The following is a 16,539-nucleotide window of genomic DNA, read 5'->3' on the forward strand; positions in this document are numbered from 1 at the left end:
GTGCCCATCCCTAAACCAGCGCCTGTTTGGCGTCGTGGACGTCAAAGTCGGCGCCGAGCCCGTCCAGCTTGGCGGTGAAGCGTTCGTAGCCGCGGCTGATGATGTCGATCCCGGTCACCGTGGAGGTGCCCTGGGCTGCGAGCGCCGCGATCATGTGGCTGAAGCCGCCGCGGAGGTCCGGGATGTCAATGGTGGCGCCCTTGAGCGGGGTGGAGCCGGAGATGACGGCAGAGTGGATGAAGTTTCGCTGCCCAAAGCGGCACGGCACGCTGCCCAGGCATTCGCGGTGCAGCTGGATGTTCGCGCCCATGCGGGTCAGCGCCTTGGTGAAGCCGAAACGGTTTTCGTACACGGTCTCGTGCACGATCGACACGCCCTGGGCCTGCGTCAGCGCCACGACAAGCGGCTGCTGCCAGTCGGTCATGAAGCCGGGGTGCACATTGGTTTCCAGCACCAGCGGCTTCAGGTCGCCGCCGGGGTGGTAGAAGCGGATGCCGTCGTCCTGGATGTCCATGCCGCCGCCGATCTTGCGGAAGGTGTTCACGAACGTCATCATGTCCCGCTGCCTGGCGCCCTCGACGTAGATGTCGCCGCCGGTCACCAGCGCGGCCGAGGCCCAGGAGGCCGCCTCGTTGCGGTCCGGCAGGGCGGTGTGGACGTAGCCGGTGAGTTCCTTCACGCCTTCGATGCGGATGATGCGGTCCGCCTGGACGGCGATGATGGCGCCCATTTTTTGCAGGATGGCGATCAGGTCGATGATCTCCGGCTCGGTCGCCGCGCCGCTGAGCTCGGTGACGCCCTCGGCCCTCGTGGCGGATAGCAGGACCTGTTCCGTGGCACCCACGCTCGGGTAGGGCAGGGAGATCTTGGTGCCCTTCAGCCCGGTGGGGGCCGAAATGAGAATGCCGGTGCCGGTCTTGTCCACCACGGCGCCAAACTTGCGCAGCACATCCAGGTGGTAGTCGATGGGCCGGTCGCCGATCTTGCAGCCGCCCAGGTCGGGGATGAAGGCGTGGCCGATGGAGTGGATCAGCGGGCCGCAGAGCAGGATCGGGATGCGGGAGTCCCCGGCGTGGGTGTTGATTTCCGAGCTGGAGGCCTTCTTGGCGTTGGAAGGGTCCATGGTCAGGTCCCCCGTGACCGGATCCTTCACCACGGTGACACCGTGAATCTGCAGCAGCGACGTGACAACCTCCACGTCCTTGAGCTCGGGGACGTTGCGGAGCGTGGACGGGGCATTGCCCAGCAACGCCGCCACCATGGCCTTGGGCACCAGGTTCTTGGCACCGCGCACCTGCACCCGTCCCTTGAGCGGGACACCTCCACGGACCGTCAGAATCCTGCTCATGAATACACATCCTTTTGTACCAGTTCGACTCCCCCTCGGCGTTCCCCTTACCGCGGGAAGCCTCAACCAAGCATAGTTTCATCCGGGGGTATGCCGAAACGGCGCCACGGGCGCGTCCGGAAGGAGCGTCCGGCGTCACACCGTGGGCAGCTCAGGGCCCAGGCTCCGCGGTGCCGGGTTCGAACGCTTCCCACATGGCCGCATACAGCCCGTCCTGCACCATCAGTTCATGGTGCGTGCCGGACTCGGCGATCCGCCCGTGGGCCAGCACCACAATCCTGTCCGCCGCCCGCGCGGTTTGCAGCCGGTGCGCGATGACCACGGTGGTGCGGCCGCGTGCCAGCCGGTGCATGGCCGCCGTCACCTTCGCCTCCGTGGCCAGGTCCAGGTTGGAGGTGGCCTCGTCCAGCAGCAGGATGGCCGGGTCCACGAGCTCGGCCCGGGCCAGGGCAAGGAGCTGGCGCTGCCCGGCGGACAGCGAGCGCCCGCGCTCGGCCAGCTCGTGCCGGTAGCCGCCGTCGAGCCCGGCGATGAAATCATGCGCCCCCACGGCCCGGGCAGCGGCCTCCACCGCCTCGTCGCCGGCGCCGGGCCGGCCGTAGGCGATGTTGTCGCGGACGGTGCCGGTGAACAGGAAGGCCTCCTGTGGCACGTAGCCGAGCCGGTGGCGGTAGCCGGGCAGGTCAAGGCGGCGAAGCGCGGTGCCGTCCACGCGGACGTTGCCGGCCTGCGGATCGTAAAAGCGCAGCAGCAGCTTCATCACCGTTGACTTCCCGGCCCCGGTCTCGCCCACCAGGGCCACGGTCTCCCCCGGGGCGATGTCCAGGTTGAGCCCGCGGATCGCCTCCGGCGGCTTCACCGCATGGGCGTAGTCCGGGCGGAGGTTGCGTGGATCGGCGGGGCCGCGCAGCTCCCGGACGGCGCGGGGCGGTGCCGCCGGGTAGCTGAAGTGCACGCCCTCGAGGGACAGCGCCCCCGCGATGTCCACGCCCGCCACCCCGGCGCAGCGGACCGGCACCGGCCCGGGGTCGTTGGGCGTCAGGGTTTCCAGCTTCATCAGTTCGGAGATCCGCAGCACCGACACGCGGGTCTGTTGCCAGGCGTCGAACACCTGCGAGAGCTGCTGGATGGGCGAGAAGAACATGTTGATGTAGAGCAGGAACGCGATCAGCGCCCCGGTGCTCAACGCCCCGGCCACCACCATGTTCGAGCCCACGCCCAGCACAATCGCCTCGGCCACGGCGGAGAGGAAGGCCACGAACGGGAAGTACAGGGCCACGAGCCGCTGCGCCGCCAGCCGGGAGGACAGGTACCGCTGACCCAGCGCCCGGAAGCGCCTGCCGGTGGCGTCCTCGTGCACGAAGGCCTGGGCTTCGCGCACGCCGGAGAGGCTTTCCTGGAAGTCTGCGTTCACCACGGCAATGCGTTCGCGTGACTGGTCGTACAGCCTGCCGGCCCGGCGCCGGAACATCACCGTGGCGATGGCCAGCGGCACCACCACGGCGAACACGCACAGGGCCAGTTCGGCGTTGAAGAGGACCAGGGCCGTCCCCACCCCGGCAAAGGTCACGAACGCCACCAGCGCCGAGAGCAGCCCGTTCTGGATCAACGACTCAAACTGGTCCACGTCGGTGGTCATGCGCGTCATGATGCGCCCGGCCATTTCCCGTTCGTAGTAGTCCAGGGACAGGCGCTGCAGCTGCGCCCAGATGCGCAGCCGGAGCGAGAGCATGACCCGTTGCGCGGTGCGCCCGGTGATGAACGTTTCGCCAATTTCAATGAACAGGTCCGCCAGCGTGGCCACCAGGTAGATGGCCGACGCCGCGACGAGGACGGCCGCCACGCCCCGGTTGACGCCCTGGTCGATGCCGGTGCGCACCAGGACCGGCCCCACCAGGGAGGCAACGGCGTCGAGCACCACCAACAGCAGGCCCAGCAGCAGCGGCCGGCGGAATTCACCCATGAGCCGCCACAGGCTGAACCTGGGATCCGGCCGGGTCTCCCGCGCCAGGTCCGGCACCGCCGAGTCCTTGACGGGCCGCAGCGCCGCCACCCGCGCCAGCAGTTCCGGCGTGGGTGCCAGGCTCCGCCGCCAGCCCCCACCGCCGCCGCGGCCCAGCCCGCCGCCCAGGCTTGGGGCGCCGATCGACCGGACAGAGCGCGTCTTCTCCGGGGCCGGGGCCGTGCCCCACGCCGCGGCCGTCACGCCGGGCAGTTCGGGCACGACGCCGGCCGGGTCGCCCTGCGCTGCCGTCTCGAGTTCGGCCAGGCCTGTCAGCAGCGTGCGGTACAGCGCGCTCGATTCCTGCAGTTCGTCGTGCGTGCCTGCCGCCGTGATGCGCCCGCCGTCGAACACCACAATGCGGTCGGCCAGGTGCAGCGAGGAGAGCCGGTGCGCCACGAGCAGCACCGTCATGCCGCCGGTGGATTCACGCAGCCCGGCGTGGATGGCTTCCTCGGTGCGGGCATCCACGGCGCTGGTGGCGTCGTCGAGGATCAGGATCCGCGGCCCGGCCAGGAGCGCGCGGGCCAGCGCGATCCGCTGCCGCTGCCCGCCGGAGAGGACCAGGCCGCGCTCGCCCACCATGGTGTCGTAGCCGGCCGGCAGCCCCTCGATGAACCCGTGGGCCTGGCAGGTGCGCGCCGCCGCCTCGATCTGCTCGTCGGTCGCGTCGGGGCTGCCATAGGCGATGTTGGCCCGGACCGTGTCGGAGAACAGGAAGCTTTCCTCAAAGACCGTGCCGATCCGGCGGCGCAGCGAATGCAGCGTGAGCCCCCGGACGTCCTGCCCGTCCACGAGCACCTGCCCGGAGGCGGGGTCGTAAAAGCGCGGGACCAGCAGGGTGGCGGTTGATTTTCCGCTGCCGCTGGCACCCACCAGGGCCACCCGCTCACCCGGGGCCACGCTTAAGGTGACGCCGTCCAGCACGGGACGGGAGCCGGCGTCGTACGTGAAACGCACATCGCGGAACTCGATGGCGCCGCGGAGGTCCGGGACGGCGCGGGCGTCCGGGGCATCGGCAATGCCTGGGCGCAGGTCCAGCAGCTGGAAGATCCGCTCCACGCCGGCACGCGCCTGCTGGCCGATGGTCAACAGGCCCGCGAGCTGGCGGGCGGGCGCCATGAGCTGGGCGACGTAGGTGGAAAATGCGAGGAACGTGCCGAGGGTGATCTGCTGGTGCAGGACCATGAAGCCGCCGGCCGCCAGCACGGCCACCTGGCCCAGGGACGGGATGGCCTGCAGGAGCGGCTGGTAGCGGGCCTGCAGCCGGGTGGCGCGCATCTGTGAGCCGTACAGGGTGCCGGCGGCGCGCGCCATGCGGTCGATCTCATGCTGTTCCTGGCCGAACGCCTTGACCACCCGCACGCCGTTGACGGCCTCGTCGACGATTTGCGCGACGTCGCCCTCGCGCTGCTGCGCATCCCAGGTGGCCGGGAAGATCCGCCAGCGCATGCGGTAGGAGACCACCAGGAGCGCCGGCGCCATGACCAGGCTGATGATGGCCAGCACGGGCGAGAGGTACAGCATCACGCCCATGGACAGCAGCAACATCAGCAGGTTCCCGCTCATGATGGGCAGGAAGGCAAGCAGGCCCTGGACCAGGGCGGTGTCCGAGTTGGCGCGGCCCACAAGCTGGCCCGTGGGCATCGTGTCCAGATGCGTGGCGTCCATGGACTGCAGGTGCGCCTGCATGTCATTGCGGAGGTCGTACTGGACGTTCAGGGCCACGCGGCCGCCCCGGTAGCGGCGGATGTAGGAAAAGCCGAACGTCGCCGCCGCGAGCCCGATCAGCAGCACCAGCCACGGCAGCAGCGGGGAGCTGCGCGTCAGGATCACATTGTCCACGATCTGCCGGGTGACCAGCGGCACCACCGTCTGGCAGGCGCTGCCGATCACGGCCGCGGAAACCGCCAGCACCATGTCCAGCTTGTGGCGGAGCAGGTAGCCCCAGAGCCGGCGGATCCAGCCGGGTGAGGTCTTCGGCCGTGGCCGGTTTTGGTCCGGGTTGTGGCCGCCGTCCGGGTTGTGGCCGTGTTTCGGGTTCCGGCCTGGCGTCGGACTGGCGCCGGCCGGGCGTTCGGCACCGTCTCCGTGCGGGCCCCGGTCCCGTACCTGGGTCACGGTGCGGCCTTTGCAGCCGGCGCGGGCTTGCCGGCGCGCGCAGGGTTTCTTGCCGGCGCGGGCTTGCCGGCAGGGGCTGGCTTTGCGGCAGGCACAGCCGTCTTGCGGTGCCCGGCATAAACCCTGCTGACGGCGTCGTTAAGCAGGCCCATGGTGTCGAGGAGCTGTTCGGGGTGGCCGCTCGCGTCGGCAATTTCGCGCAGGGCGGCGGCCATGGACCCGTCGGCGCGGGCGAGCGCCGCCCAGCCTTCCCCTGTTAGTTGCAGGGCGGCCGCCCGCTGGTCGCCCGCCACGTCGACGCGCACCAGCAGGCCGCGCCCGGCCAGGGCGGCCACGGCGGCACTGACCGCGGGCCGGCCCAGTGCCAGTCGCGCGGCCACCCGGGAGGCAATTTCCTCGCCTGCGGACAACGCCGCGAGGATGCGGTAGTGCGGCAGGCTCAGCTCCGAGAGCGAGCGCTCCAACAGCCTGGACACCCGCACCACGGCCCGCACCGCCGCGACTGCCGCATCGGGGCCACCCTTGATTTCAAGCTCTTCCGCCATCCCTCAAGCGTAGGCACTTTGTTCGGGCATCGAACCATTTTTTGGCTGTGAATTTGCCGGGAACGCCCGGCGGCCGGGACGGTGCCCAAAAGGCGCACCGTGGCCCATCGGCGGGCACTTTCGATGGTTCAGGTAAAGCGGGCCAGGCAGCTTCCAGCCCGCAGGAGCTGCACCGCCGAATCCGGGCGCGGGGCCCAGCCCGCAGGAGTTGCACCGCCGCGGCCGTACTGACGGTGCCCTGGGGCAGGTCCCACTGGGCACCTGGCTCCCGAACGTACACTTCTGGCGGCCAACTCGTGGAGTTGGCCGCCAGAAGTGTACGGTCGAACGGCGATCCCGCCCGGTGCCGGCGTCAACCCGCCACGGCTGTCCTGCCGACGGCGGGGAGCCGGCCCGAGCCCGGGCGCTGCGGGGCCGGAAGTCAGCTCTTGGCAGGCAGCGTGGTCGGCTTGAAGGACGGCCGGGTTGCCTCGAAGGCCGTGATGGCCGGTTCGTCGCGAAGTGTCAGGCCGATGTCGTCCAGGCCCTCGAGCAGGCGCCAGCGGGTGTAGTCGTCGATCTGGAACGGTGCCACAACGGAGCCGGCCGTGACCATCTTGTCCACCAGGTCAACGGTGACTTCGGTGCCCGGGGCATGCTCGAGGACCTTCCAGATCAGCTCGATGTCGTCCTGGGCCACCTCGGCCGCCACCAGGCCCTGCTTGCCGGAGTTGCCGCGGAAGATGTCGGCAAAGCGGGAGGACAGCACGGCCTTGAAGCCGTAGTCCTTCAGCGCCCAGACGGCGTGCTCACGGGAGGAACCGGTGCCGAAGTCCGCGCCGGCCACCAGCACGGATCCGGCGTTGAACGGCTCCTGGTTGAGGATGAACTCCGGGTTCTTGCGCCAGCTGGCGAAAAGCGCGTCCTCGAAGCCCGTGCGGGTGATGCGCTTTAGGTAGACGGCGGGGATGATCTGGTCGGTGTCGACGTTGCTCTGGCGCAGCGGAACACCAATGCCGGTGTGGGTGGAGAACTTTTCCATGGATGAGCTCCTTACGCTACGTTGCTGGCGGATGTGGACGCGGAAGCGGCAGGCTCAAGGTCCGACGGCGAGCTCAGCGTGCCGCGTACCGCAGTGGCGGCCGCGACGACGGGCGAGACCAGGTGGGTGCGCCCGCCCTTGCCCTGCCGGCCCTCGAAGTTGCGGTTGGACGTGGACGCGCAGCGCTCGCCCGGCTCCAGCTGGTCCGGGTTCATGCCCAGGCACATGGAGCAGCCGGCGAAGCGCCATTCGGCTCCGAAGTCCAGGAACACCTGGTCCAGGCCCTCCGCCTCGGCCTCCAGGCGGACGCGGGCCGAGCCCGGGACCACCATCATGCGCACGTTGGGGTCCTTTTCGCGGCCGCGGATGATGTCCGCCGCCGCGCGCAGGTCTTCGATGCGCGAGTTGGTGCACGAGCCCAGGAAGACGGTGTCCACGCGGATGTCCTTCATGGGCGTGCCGGCCTCGAGGTCCATGTAGGCCAGGGCGCGCTCGGCGGCCGCCTTTGCGTTCTCGTCGCCGAAGGACTCGGGTGAGGGAACGGTGTCGTTCAGGGAAACGCCCTGGCCGGGGTTGGTGCCCCAGGTGACAAACGGTTCCAGCGTGTTGGCGTCCAGGAACACCTCGGCGTCAAACTCGGCGTCGCCCTCGGTGGCCAGCGACTTCCAGTACTCGACGGCGGCATCCCAATCGGCGCCGGCCGGTGCGTGGGGGCGGCCCTTGAGGAACTCAAAGGTGGTTTCATCGGGGGCGATCATGCCGGCGCGGGCACCGGCCTCGATGGACATGTTGCAGATGGTCATGCGGGCGTCCATGGACAGGGCGCGGATGGCCGAGCCGCGGTATTCCAGGACGTAGCCCTGCCCGCCGCCGGTGCCGATCTTGGCGATGATCGCCAGGATGATGTCCTTGGAGCTGACGCCGGGGCGCAGGGTGCCCTCGACGTTGACGGCCATGGTCTTGAACGGTTTCAGCGGCAGGGTCTGGGTGGCCATGACGTGCTCCACCTCGGAGGTGCCGATGCCGAAGGCGAGCGCGCCGACGGCCCCGTGCGTGGAGGTGTGGGAGTCGCCGCAGACCACTGTCATGCCCGGCTGGGTCAGCCCAAGCTGCGGGCCGACCACGTGGACGATGCCCTGTTCGGCGTCGCCCAGGGAGTGCAGCCGGACGCCGAATTCCTTGCAGTTGTTGCGCAGCGTCTGGATCTGGGTGCGGCTGGTCAGGTCTGCGATGGGCTTGTCGATGGCCAGCGTGGGGGTGTTGTGGTCCTCGGTGGCGATGGTCAGGTCCGGGCGGCGCAGCGGGCGGCCGGCCAGGCGCAGCCCCTCAAAGGCCTGCGGGGAGGTGACCTCGTGGACGAGGTGGAGGTCGATGTAGAGGAGGTCCGGCTGGGCGGCGTCGCCCGCACCCTCGCCCTGCTTGACCACGTGGTCCCGCCAAACTTTTTCCGCCAGCGTCTTCGCAGCCCTGCGCGGGGCCGACGGCGTCTGTGCTGAGCCTTGTGCATCGGGTGTGGTTGCCTCGGTCACGGCCAGCTCCCTTCCTCGGTTGGGCCCGTCCCGCCCATGGAATCGGCAGGCGTGGACAGTGCTCGGTGGTTTGTATGTTTCCACTGTCGCAGCGTTGCCCGTGCGGATGCCAGCCCGTCGATTTGCATCTCACATGCTGAGACGTCAATATCATTACATGGACAATTCTAGCGGCGTTGGCGTCATCGATAAAGCAGCCCTGGTGCTTGATGCACTGGAGGCCGGCCCCACCACCCTGGCGCAGCTGGTCGCGGCCACCGGCCTGGCCCGCCCCACCGTGCACAGGCTGGCGCTGGCACTGGTGCACCACCGGCTGGTCAGCCGCGACATGCAGGGCCGCTTTGTGCTGGGCAGCCGGCTCGTGGAGCTGGCGTCCGCGGCCGGCGAGGACCGGCTCATTGCCGCCGCCGGCCCCGTCCTGCTGCAGCTGCGCGACTCCACCGGCGAGAGCGCACAGATCTTCCGCCGCCAGGGCGACTCCCGCGTGTGCGTGGCCTCCGCCGAGCGCCCCATCGGCCTGCGCGACACCATCCCCGTGGGCACGCAGCTGACCATGAAGGCCGGCTCGGCCGCACAGGTACTGCTCGCCTGGGAGGACCACGAACGCCTGCTCGAGGGCCTGCACAACGCCCGTTTCACCCCCACCGTGCTGGCCGGCGTACGACGCCGTGGGTGGGGCCAGAGCCTGGGCGAACGTGAGCCCGGGGTCGCCTCGGTCTCCGCCCCGGTGCGTGGCCCGTCCGGCCGCGTGATCGCCGCCGTCTCGATTTCCGGACCCATTGAACGCCTCACCCGCCAGCCCGGGCGACTGCACGCCGAGGTGGTCTGCAACGCTTCCCGCATCCTGACCGAAGCCCTGCGCAAGAGCGCCGAATAGTCCGCACCGCGGGCCCCACCAGCCCCGCGGCGGAGTTCGATCCGCGGTCCGTGGCGCCTTCGCACCGGCCCCGGAAGCGACCCATTGAACCTTGGTGCGATCAAGCGTAGAACGGAAGTGTAGGAAAGGTTGAACCTTGAAGTCACACAAAAGGCAACCTGAATAGTAGGAGGATGAGATCCATGAAGGCTTGGACTCGTTGGCAGGACTGGGTAACGCTCGGCGCGGGTGTTGTTGCCGCATTTGCCGCATTTTCCAGCATGTCGTCGGTGGCAGGCGCCAGCGCATTGATGGTCCTTGGAGCGGCGATGGTCATTGCCGCACTGATCAGCCTGGCAATGCCTGACCTGGTAGTGATGGAGTACGTCAAGGTGGCCCTGGGGCTGCTGATGATTGTTTCACCGTGGATGTTCGGCTTCGCGGCCGTCTCCGGGACGGCAACCACGGCATGGACCCTTGGCCTCATCTCCTTGGCCGCTTCCCTTTGGGCTGCCCCGCTCAGCGTGGAGGCCCGCCAGCACACGCACCACCACACCCCCACCGGGGCATAGCGGAAACCCGGCTGCGCCCAGCGCAGCCGCCGCCAGATTGATTTGATTCAGGAGCCCGGTGTGGCTCCTGAACCATTTTTGCCCCTGAAACCGTTGCCGGGAAACCGCTTCCGTTCAGGCACGGGCACGCCCGGGGCCGAGAGGAGCCGGCCATGCAAACCATTGGCCGCACCATATTTGCGGCCGTCATGGCCGCCGGCCTCATGGCCGGCACGGCCGGATGCACCGCCGTCACCACCCACAACAACGCATCGGCCCCGCCATCCGGGGCAACGGCCCCCGCGCCGTCAAGTCCCGCGTCAGACCCGCCGTCAGCGTCGGCGCCGGCAACCGGGACCGGGAGCGGTCCAGTCAACGAGGGCCTGCCGGCCGTGCCGGCCATTGTCCAGAAGATTGAACCGGCGGTCGTCACCGTCCAAACGCAGGTCGGCCTCGGCAGCGGGGTGGTTTATCGCAGCGACGGCACCATTGTCACCGACGCCCACGTGGTTGAGGACTCGCAGAAGCAACCGTTCACCACCGTCCAGGTGCAGTTCGCGGACGGCAAGCAGGCGTCCGCCCGGGTGCTCGGCGTGGACAACGTGGACGACGTCGCCGTGATCCGCGCCGACCGCACGGGACTGCCGGTGCCCACGTTCGCGTCAACGCCGCCGGTGGTTGGCTCCCTGTGCGTGGTCATCGGCAGCCCGCTGGGTCTGGACAACACCGTGACGGCCGGGATCATCTCCGGGCTGCACCGTGACATCCCGCCGTCGTCCGAGGCACCCGAAGGCATGATCAACCTCATCCAGACCGACGCACCCATTTCGCCCGGCAATTCCGGGGGCGCGGTCAGCAACGCGCAGGCCCAGGTCATCGGCCTGTCCGAGGCCTACCTGCCGCCAAGCTCCGGGGCCGTGGCGATCGGCTTTGTCACCCCGGCCTCCACCGTCACCGAGGTGGCGGACCAGCTGCTGAAGAACGGCACGGTGAAGCACGCCTTCCTCGGCGTCAGCCTCAGCGACATCTCCCCCCAAACCGCACAGGAATTCAGGCTGCCAACGACGAACGGCGCCCTGGTCATCAATGTCGCCTCCGGCGGCCCGGCCGCCGCGGCCGGCATGAAACCCGGGGACGTCATCACCCGCGTGGGCAGCACCCCGGTCAACGACGTCACGGACCTCGTGGCGGCCCTGCGCGCCGACTCGCCGGGCCAGCGGATCAACGTCACCGTGCAGCGTGGCAGCACCGCCACAACGCTGGAGGTGACGCTCGGCAACACGCCCGCCGCGACACAGTAGCGGCCCGTTCCACCCCGGCCGCCCCACCTGGGGTGGCCGGGACGGTAGGGTTTTTGCCATGAGCAACTACGCGGTGTTCCTGCGCGGCATCAACGTCGGCGGCATCAACATCAAGATGGCCGATCTCCGCCTGGCACTGGAGCCCCTGCCCGTCACGGGCGTGAAGACGCTGCTCGCCTCCGGCAACTTCGTGTGCGCAGCCGAGGCCACGGCACCGGAGCTGAAGGACCTGGTGGAGGTGTGCCTGCGCGACCGCTTCGGCTACGACGCCCGGGTGGTGGTCCTCGACCGCGACCGCCTGGCGGCCATCATCGAGGCCTGCCCCTTCCCGCCGGACAACAAGGCCCGGCACAGCTACGTCACGCTCTCCTCCGACCCTGCCATCCTCGACGAGCTGGAAACGCTGGGAGGCGGGCTCGCCGGCGTCGAACTGGCCAGGCTCTCGCCCGAGGCACTCGCCTGGCCGGCACCCGTCGGAGGCACCCTCGACTCGCCGTTCAGCAAGCTGACCGCCAAGGAAAAAAACAAAAGCACGACGACGACCCGCAACCTGCGCACGCTCCTCAAGTGCCGCGACGCGCTGGGGTAGGGGCCAGACAGGCCCGGCCACCTGGTCCCGGCCCCCGTGCACCCTGTCACCGGGCCGCGTTGAGGGCTTCCTGGAACCTGGCGTAACGCGCTGTTTCGGCTTCCACGGGGCCCACCACGAGTGACTGCGCCACATCGGCAATGCCGCCGCGCAACCGGCGCCGTGCGAAGGCAGCCCGGCCCCGGGCACCCGCTGCGGACAGGAACTTGGACGTCACGGCCAAGAGGATGCCCGCCACCACGCCGGCGGCAACCATGAGGGTGGGCAGCGGCCAGCCCTGCTCACGCGGAACCTGAGGGACCGGCAGCTGGAAATAGCCCAGGGCCGCCAGCACGCCCAGCCACACGAGTCCGCCCACAGCCACCAGCAGGGCCAGCCACTGGACAACCGAAAACACCGGCCACCACCAGGCCCGCTTGGTGGCCTTCAGGTCTGCGGAGGCCACGGCCTGGTCCAGCGCGTCGGGCAGCGCCTCGCGGTTGCTGCGCGCGGCGGCCCGGATCGACGCGCGCCAGGGCCCGGCAGCGCCGTCGCTGGCCGCGTCGGCAAAGTCGCGCACGGCCGAATCGAGCCGGGCCTGTCCCGCCGCACCTGCCGGCGGCAGCGATGTCCGGTTCACCTCGGCGGGCCCTTCCCGGCGTAGTCCCAGGCGGCGCAGCGGGTCCTTGCGGAACCGGGACATCCACCGCGTCACGGGCCAGCCTGTCCGCCTCACGGCCTCCAGCCGGTAGGAGGTGCGCACGGCGGACACCACCGTGTCCACATGGGCGGCATCCGCCAGCCCGGCCGCCAGGGCCGTGCGGTCCTGCTGGCGGACCCCGGCGGCCACACCGGCACCGGCCGCCTCTTCCAGGTGGCCCGCCGCGACGGCAACGTCCGCTGCCAGCCGGGCAGACTGTGCCTGCTTCGCCTTCACGACGGCGGCCACCTCGCGGCGCAGCCGGTCCACGCCCTCGCCGGTCACCGCGGAAACGCCCAGCACCGAGACCTTTCCCAGGCCGTCGCGGTCCAGGATGGAGGACAGCGATGCCACCACCGGCTTCACCTCGGACAACGCGAGGCGGTCCACCTGGTTAAGCACCACCAGCGTGACGGCGGCGTGCGCGGAAAACGGCCGGATGAAGTCGTTGTGGATCGCGGCGTCGGCGTACTTTTGCGGGTCGACCACCCAGACCAGCACGTCCACCTGCCCGGCCAGCCGCTCGGCGGTTTCGCGGTGGCCGCGGTGCACGGAATCAAAGTCGGGCAGGTCCAGGAGGACCAGGCCGCCGCCCCCGTCCGTCAGTCCGGGCACCGGGCCGCCCCCGCGCCGCTCCGACACCTCCAGCCAGTCCAGCAGCGGCGCGCTGCCGTCGGGCTGCCACACCATGGCCAGGGCTTCGCTGGTGGTGGGCCGGCGGACGGCCACGCGGGCGGCGTCCGTCGCCGCCACGGCGTTGAACAGGGACGACTTCCCGCTGCCGGTGGCCCCGAAAAATCCCACCACGGTGTGCTCCGCGCTGAGGGAGCGCCGTGAAGAGGCCCGCTCCAGCACGTCGTACACCCGCTGCAGTACGGCGTCGTCCAGGCGGCCTTCGCCCAGTTCCCGCGCCTCGTTCAGCGCCGCGAGCCTGCCTGCCAGGGCCGATTCCGTGCGTGCGTTGCGGTGCCGGCTCATGCGCCCTCCCCCAGTTTCGCCAGTTCCACGGCCAGCCCCTCCAGCCGGTCCGCCGCCGTGCCGTCCAGCACCGGCCCGATCCGCTCCAGGAAGCGCTGCTGCTGGTGTTCCAGCAGTGCCGTGCACCGCGTTTCCAGCGACTGCCTGGCCTCGTGGGCCAGGCGCCGCACGGCATCCTCGCCAAACACGGCTTCGAGCACTTTTTGGCCGACGACGGCGGTGCCCCCGGCAATCCCGATCTCGGCGCCCGTCAGTCCCCCGGTGAGCGAAAAGACGGTGATCATCAGCACCACGCCCAGCCCGTTCACCCCGAAGGACAGCCAGCGGGCCTGCGACCGTTTGGCCGCCCCCTCGGCACGAATCATCGCCAGCACGTCACCCTGCCAGGCGCGGATCTCGGCGGCCACCTCGGCGGGGAACCCCGGCGTGGTTCCGGAAAGGTCGTCCGTGCCCAGCAGTGCGCGCCCGGCGGGGTCGGCACGCCAGCGCTGGTCGGCGTCCTCGGCGGCATGGGACGCCTGATCGACGATGACGGCCCGCAGGCCCGTCCCAATGGCTGCCTCCACTTTCACCGCCGGCGGCGGCTGGCCCCGGAAGAAGGCGCCGATCCGGTCCCGGACCCGGCCGATCCCGTTTTCCAGGGCCCGGAAGAAGTCGCCGGTGCCCACGAAGTCCTGCCAGCGGGCCAGTACCTCCCCCCGCAGCAGGGAACCGCCGCTGGTCGCCTTGGAAATCCGTGCCTGGGCGTCGGTGAACGCTGCGGTGACATCGTCCGACAGCTGCCGGCCGGCGTCGTCCTGGTCGCGGGCCGCCTCCGCCAGGGCCGACACCTTGCCGGACAGGGAGCGGACGGTGCCATTGAGGGTGCGGCGGGCGATTTCCGCGCGGCCGGCGGCGTCCGCAGCGATGTCCCCCAGCCAGGCGGCCATGGGGGCGGTGCCGGCGGGCGGGAGCATCCCCAGCGGGTCCAGTGCGGTCTCGGGCACCACAAACAACTTCGACTCCGCGAGCCCCTCGCGGGTGAGCATGGCGCGCAGGTCCGCGGCGACCTCGTCCTCGGCGCCGGGCGGGACACGGTCGAGGACCACGGCCACCAGGATGTCGCGCGAGGCTGCGTCCACCAGCAGCTTCCACGGCACGGCGTCGGCGTAGCGGTTGGCCGTGGTGACGAACAGCCACAGGTCCGCGGCGGCGAGCAGCTGCGAGGCAAGCTGGCGGTTGCCGTCGGCGACGGAGTCCACGTCCGGGGCATCCAGCAGGGCCACGCCCTCCGGCACCGCCTGGTCGGCCACGAGGACCAGGGACTGCATCGCCGAAGGGTCCGGCGTGGCGCCGGCCCGGGTGGCGGGCGTGCCGGCACCGGCCAGTTCGCCGTGGATGCGGGCCAGCGTGGGCAGGACGCGCGTGGACGTGAACCAGGCGGCGTCCGCGGGGTGGTGCAGGAGCACCGGCTGGCGGGTGGTGGGGCGGATGGCGCCGGCCCGGGTGACGGGGTGCCCGGCCAGGGCGTTGACCAGCGTCGATTTGCCGGCCCCCGTGGAACCGCCGACGACGGCCAGCAGCGGGGCGTCCAGGCTGCGGTAGCGCGGCAGGATGTAGTCGTCCAACTGCCCGGCGGCACGGGCGGCGGTCCGGCGGGCGTCTGCCGCGCCCGGGAGCTCCAGCGGAAGCTGCAGCGATGCAAGTTCGCCGCGTACCTGCTCCAGCAGCGAAACCGCGGCCTCCTGCACGCGGGCGCCGGCGCCGTTGTCCGTGGCATTGCCTGAATTGGTTGGGCTCACTGCTTCATCATGCCAGTTCAATGGGCAATACAAACCAAAGGCACGGAAAGCAAAAGGGGCCGGGCATGCAAAAAGGCCGGGAAACCTGTGGTTTCCCGGCCTTGCTGGTGACCCCAGCGGGATTCGAACCCGCGTTACCGCCGTGAGAGGGCAGCGTACTAGGCCGCTATACGATGGGGCCCTAATACATTCGATTTATTGCTCTGCGAACTCCGGAAACGTTACCCGAATTTTGCCTTGCATGCCAATCGAAAAGGCAGCTTTTACAAGCGCTGGGATACCAGGACTCGAACCTAGAATGTCGGTACCAGAAACCGATGTGTTGCCAATTACACCATATCCCAAAGGCACGTTCTGCCGTGAAATCCGCGGGTTTCCCCGGTCCTTCAGCGGCCCTCGCGCCGGGATAAAACTATACCTGAGACTTCGCCAGACACCAAAACCGGGCGGCGCATTCGGGCCGAGGCGTGCATCACAGCCGCCGCGGGCCGGTGAGTGCGCCCAGTTCCCCGAGTCCGGCCACCGTGCGGATGCCCTCCGCCGCCCCGCATCCTGCGGCACTGCCCGACGGTGCACCCGCACCTTTCCGGTCCAGCCAGACGGCCTGCAGGCCCGCCGCGGCGGAGCCTTCACCGTCAACCAGGTAGTTGTCCCCCACGTACAGCGTTTCCGCCGGGCCGGTGCCCAGCAGGCGGCAGCCTTCCAAGAAGACTTTCGGTTCCGGCTTGGCCGCGTTGACCGTGTCGATTCCCACCAGGATGGAGATGCGCTGCAGCCCGGCGTGGTCCAGCTTGGCGCGCTGGTAGTCGTGGACATTGTTGCTGACGGCACCGTACGGGATGCCGGCAGCATCCAGCGCGTCCAGGGCCGGCACCACGTCCGGGTAGGCCCTGATGTGGTGCGGCTGCGCCCGTTCAAAGTCCTCGATCCAGTCCTGCTCCGCACGGGCGTCGAAGCCGGGCGTGCCGAAATGCGCGAACACGGCACGGGCCCGCAAACCGCGCTGCTCGCCGAACGTGAACTCGCCGGCCACATAACGGTCGTAGTACCTGTGCACATCCGCCATGTACAGCGCCGCGAAGCCGTCCCAGTCCGCCGCGCCGAAGTCCGGCAGCAGCGGCCGGCTCGCCGCAATCATGGCGTCCTTCATGGCCGCATGCAGGTCGACCAGGGTGTCGTCTATGTCAAACAAGACACCCCTGACCGGGGCCGCGGGGGCGCCCCGAACAGCGGTGTTG

General features: G+C 69.8%; 12 protein-coding genes and 2 tRNA genes. 4 read left to right on the top strand and 10 right to left on the bottom strand.

Features of this window, described 5'->3' with window-relative positions; translation table 11 throughout:
• Nucleotides 1–10: 10 nt before the first annotated feature.
• The 5 genes from murA to leuC all read right to left on the bottom strand — a co-directional run bounded on the left by murA (nt 11) and on the right by leuC (nt 8,491).
• Nucleotides 11–1,348 carry a UDP-N-acetylglucosamine 1-carboxyvinyltransferase gene (gene murA, locus MMF96_RS03850; RefSeq protein WP_176616524.1) on the bottom strand — a complete coding sequence of 446 codons (1,338 nt, stop codon included), beginning with the start codon at nt 1,346–1,348 and terminating at the stop codon, nt 11–13.
• Nucleotides 1,349–1,499: 151 nt separating this feature from the next.
• Complete coding sequence (locus MMF96_RS03855) at nt 1,500–5,471, bottom strand: ABC transporter ATP-binding protein (RefSeq protein ID WP_256882609.1); 3,972 nt, start codon at nt 5,469–5,471, stop codon at nt 1,500–1,502.
• Nucleotides 5,468–6,016, bottom strand: coding sequence for a MarR family winged helix-turn-helix transcriptional regulator (locus tag MMF96_RS03860; protein ID WP_256882610.1), 549 nt, complete (start codon nt 6,014–6,016; stop codon nt 5,468–5,470). Before MMF96_RS03860 ends, MMF96_RS03855 begins: the two co-directional genes overlap by 4 nt.
• A gap of 421 nt (nt 6,017–6,437) precedes the next feature.
• The gene (leuD, locus tag MMF96_RS03865; protein WP_256882611.1) at nt 6,438–7,037 is read right to left on the bottom strand and encodes a 3-isopropylmalate dehydratase small subunit; all 600 of its coding nucleotides are present in this window, start codon (nt 7,035–7,037) and stop codon (nt 6,438–6,440) included.
• 11 nt (nt 7,038–7,048) lie between these two features.
• Nucleotides 7,049–8,491 (bottom strand): 3-isopropylmalate dehydratase large subunit, encoded by a 1,443-nt coding sequence (gene leuC / locus MMF96_RS03870; protein ID WP_256882687.1) that lies wholly within the window; start codon nt 8,489–8,491, stop codon nt 7,049–7,051.
• 232 nt (nt 8,492–8,723) lie between these two features.
• Here leuC and MMF96_RS03875 point away from each other — a divergent pair, with 232 nt between their 5' ends.
• The 4 genes from MMF96_RS03875 (at nt 8,724) to MMF96_RS03890 (ending at nt 11,863) form a co-directional block, all read left to right on the top strand.
• Nucleotides 8,724–9,443, top strand: a complete 720-nt coding sequence (locus MMF96_RS03875; RefSeq protein WP_176616527.1) for an IclR family transcriptional regulator — start codon at nt 8,724–8,726, stop codon at nt 9,441–9,443.
• A 182-nt stretch (nt 9,444–9,625) separates the two neighbouring features.
• Nucleotides 9,626–9,994: an SPW repeat protein gene (locus MMF96_RS03880; protein WP_176616528.1), complete on the top strand. Its 369-nt coding sequence runs from the start codon at nt 9,626–9,628 to the stop codon at nt 9,992–9,994.
• Nucleotides 9,995–10,146: 152 nt separating this feature from the next.
• Nucleotides 10,147–11,274 (top strand): S1C family serine protease, encoded by a 1,128-nt coding sequence (locus tag MMF96_RS03885; protein WP_256882612.1) that lies wholly within the window; start codon nt 10,147–10,149, stop codon nt 11,272–11,274.
• A gap of 58 nt (nt 11,275–11,332) precedes the next feature.
• On the top strand, nt 11,333–11,863 hold the full coding sequence (locus MMF96_RS03890) for a DUF1697 domain-containing protein (protein ID WP_256882613.1): 531 nt from the start codon (nt 11,333–11,335) through the stop codon (nt 11,861–11,863).
• A gap of 46 nt (nt 11,864–11,909) precedes the next feature.
• Here the strand turns inward: MMF96_RS03890 and MMF96_RS03895 are convergent, their stop codons facing one another.
• The 5 genes from MMF96_RS03895 to MMF96_RS03915 all read right to left on the bottom strand — a co-directional run bounded on the left by MMF96_RS03895 (nt 11,910) and on the right by MMF96_RS03915 (nt 16,493).
• Complete coding sequence (locus MMF96_RS03895) at nt 11,910–13,520, bottom strand: GTPase (protein ID WP_256882614.1); 1,611 nt, start codon at nt 13,518–13,520, stop codon at nt 11,910–11,912.
• Nucleotides 13,517–15,301 carry a dynamin family protein gene (locus MMF96_RS03900; RefSeq protein WP_256882615.1) on the bottom strand — a complete coding sequence of 595 codons (1,785 nt, stop codon included), beginning with the start codon at nt 15,299–15,301 and terminating at the stop codon, nt 13,517–13,519. Before MMF96_RS03900 ends, MMF96_RS03895 begins: the two co-directional genes overlap by 4 nt.
• Nucleotides 15,302–15,406: 105 nt before the next feature.
• A tRNA-Glu gene (locus MMF96_RS03905) sits at nt 15,407–15,482 on the bottom strand.
• Nucleotides 15,483–15,573: 91 nt separating this feature from the next.
• Nucleotides 15,574–15,645, bottom strand: a tRNA-Gln gene (locus MMF96_RS03910).
• 128 nt (nt 15,646–15,773) lie between these two features.
• On the bottom strand, nt 15,774–16,493 hold the full coding sequence (locus MMF96_RS03915) for an HAD family hydrolase (RefSeq protein ID WP_256882616.1): 720 nt from the start codon (nt 16,491–16,493) through the stop codon (nt 15,774–15,776).
• Nucleotides 16,494–16,539: the final 46 nt, after the last annotated feature.

Source organism: Arthrobacter sp. STN4 (assembly GCF_024539665.1).
Classification (GTDB): Bacteria; Actinomycetota; Actinomycetes; order Actinomycetales; family Micrococcaceae; genus Specibacter.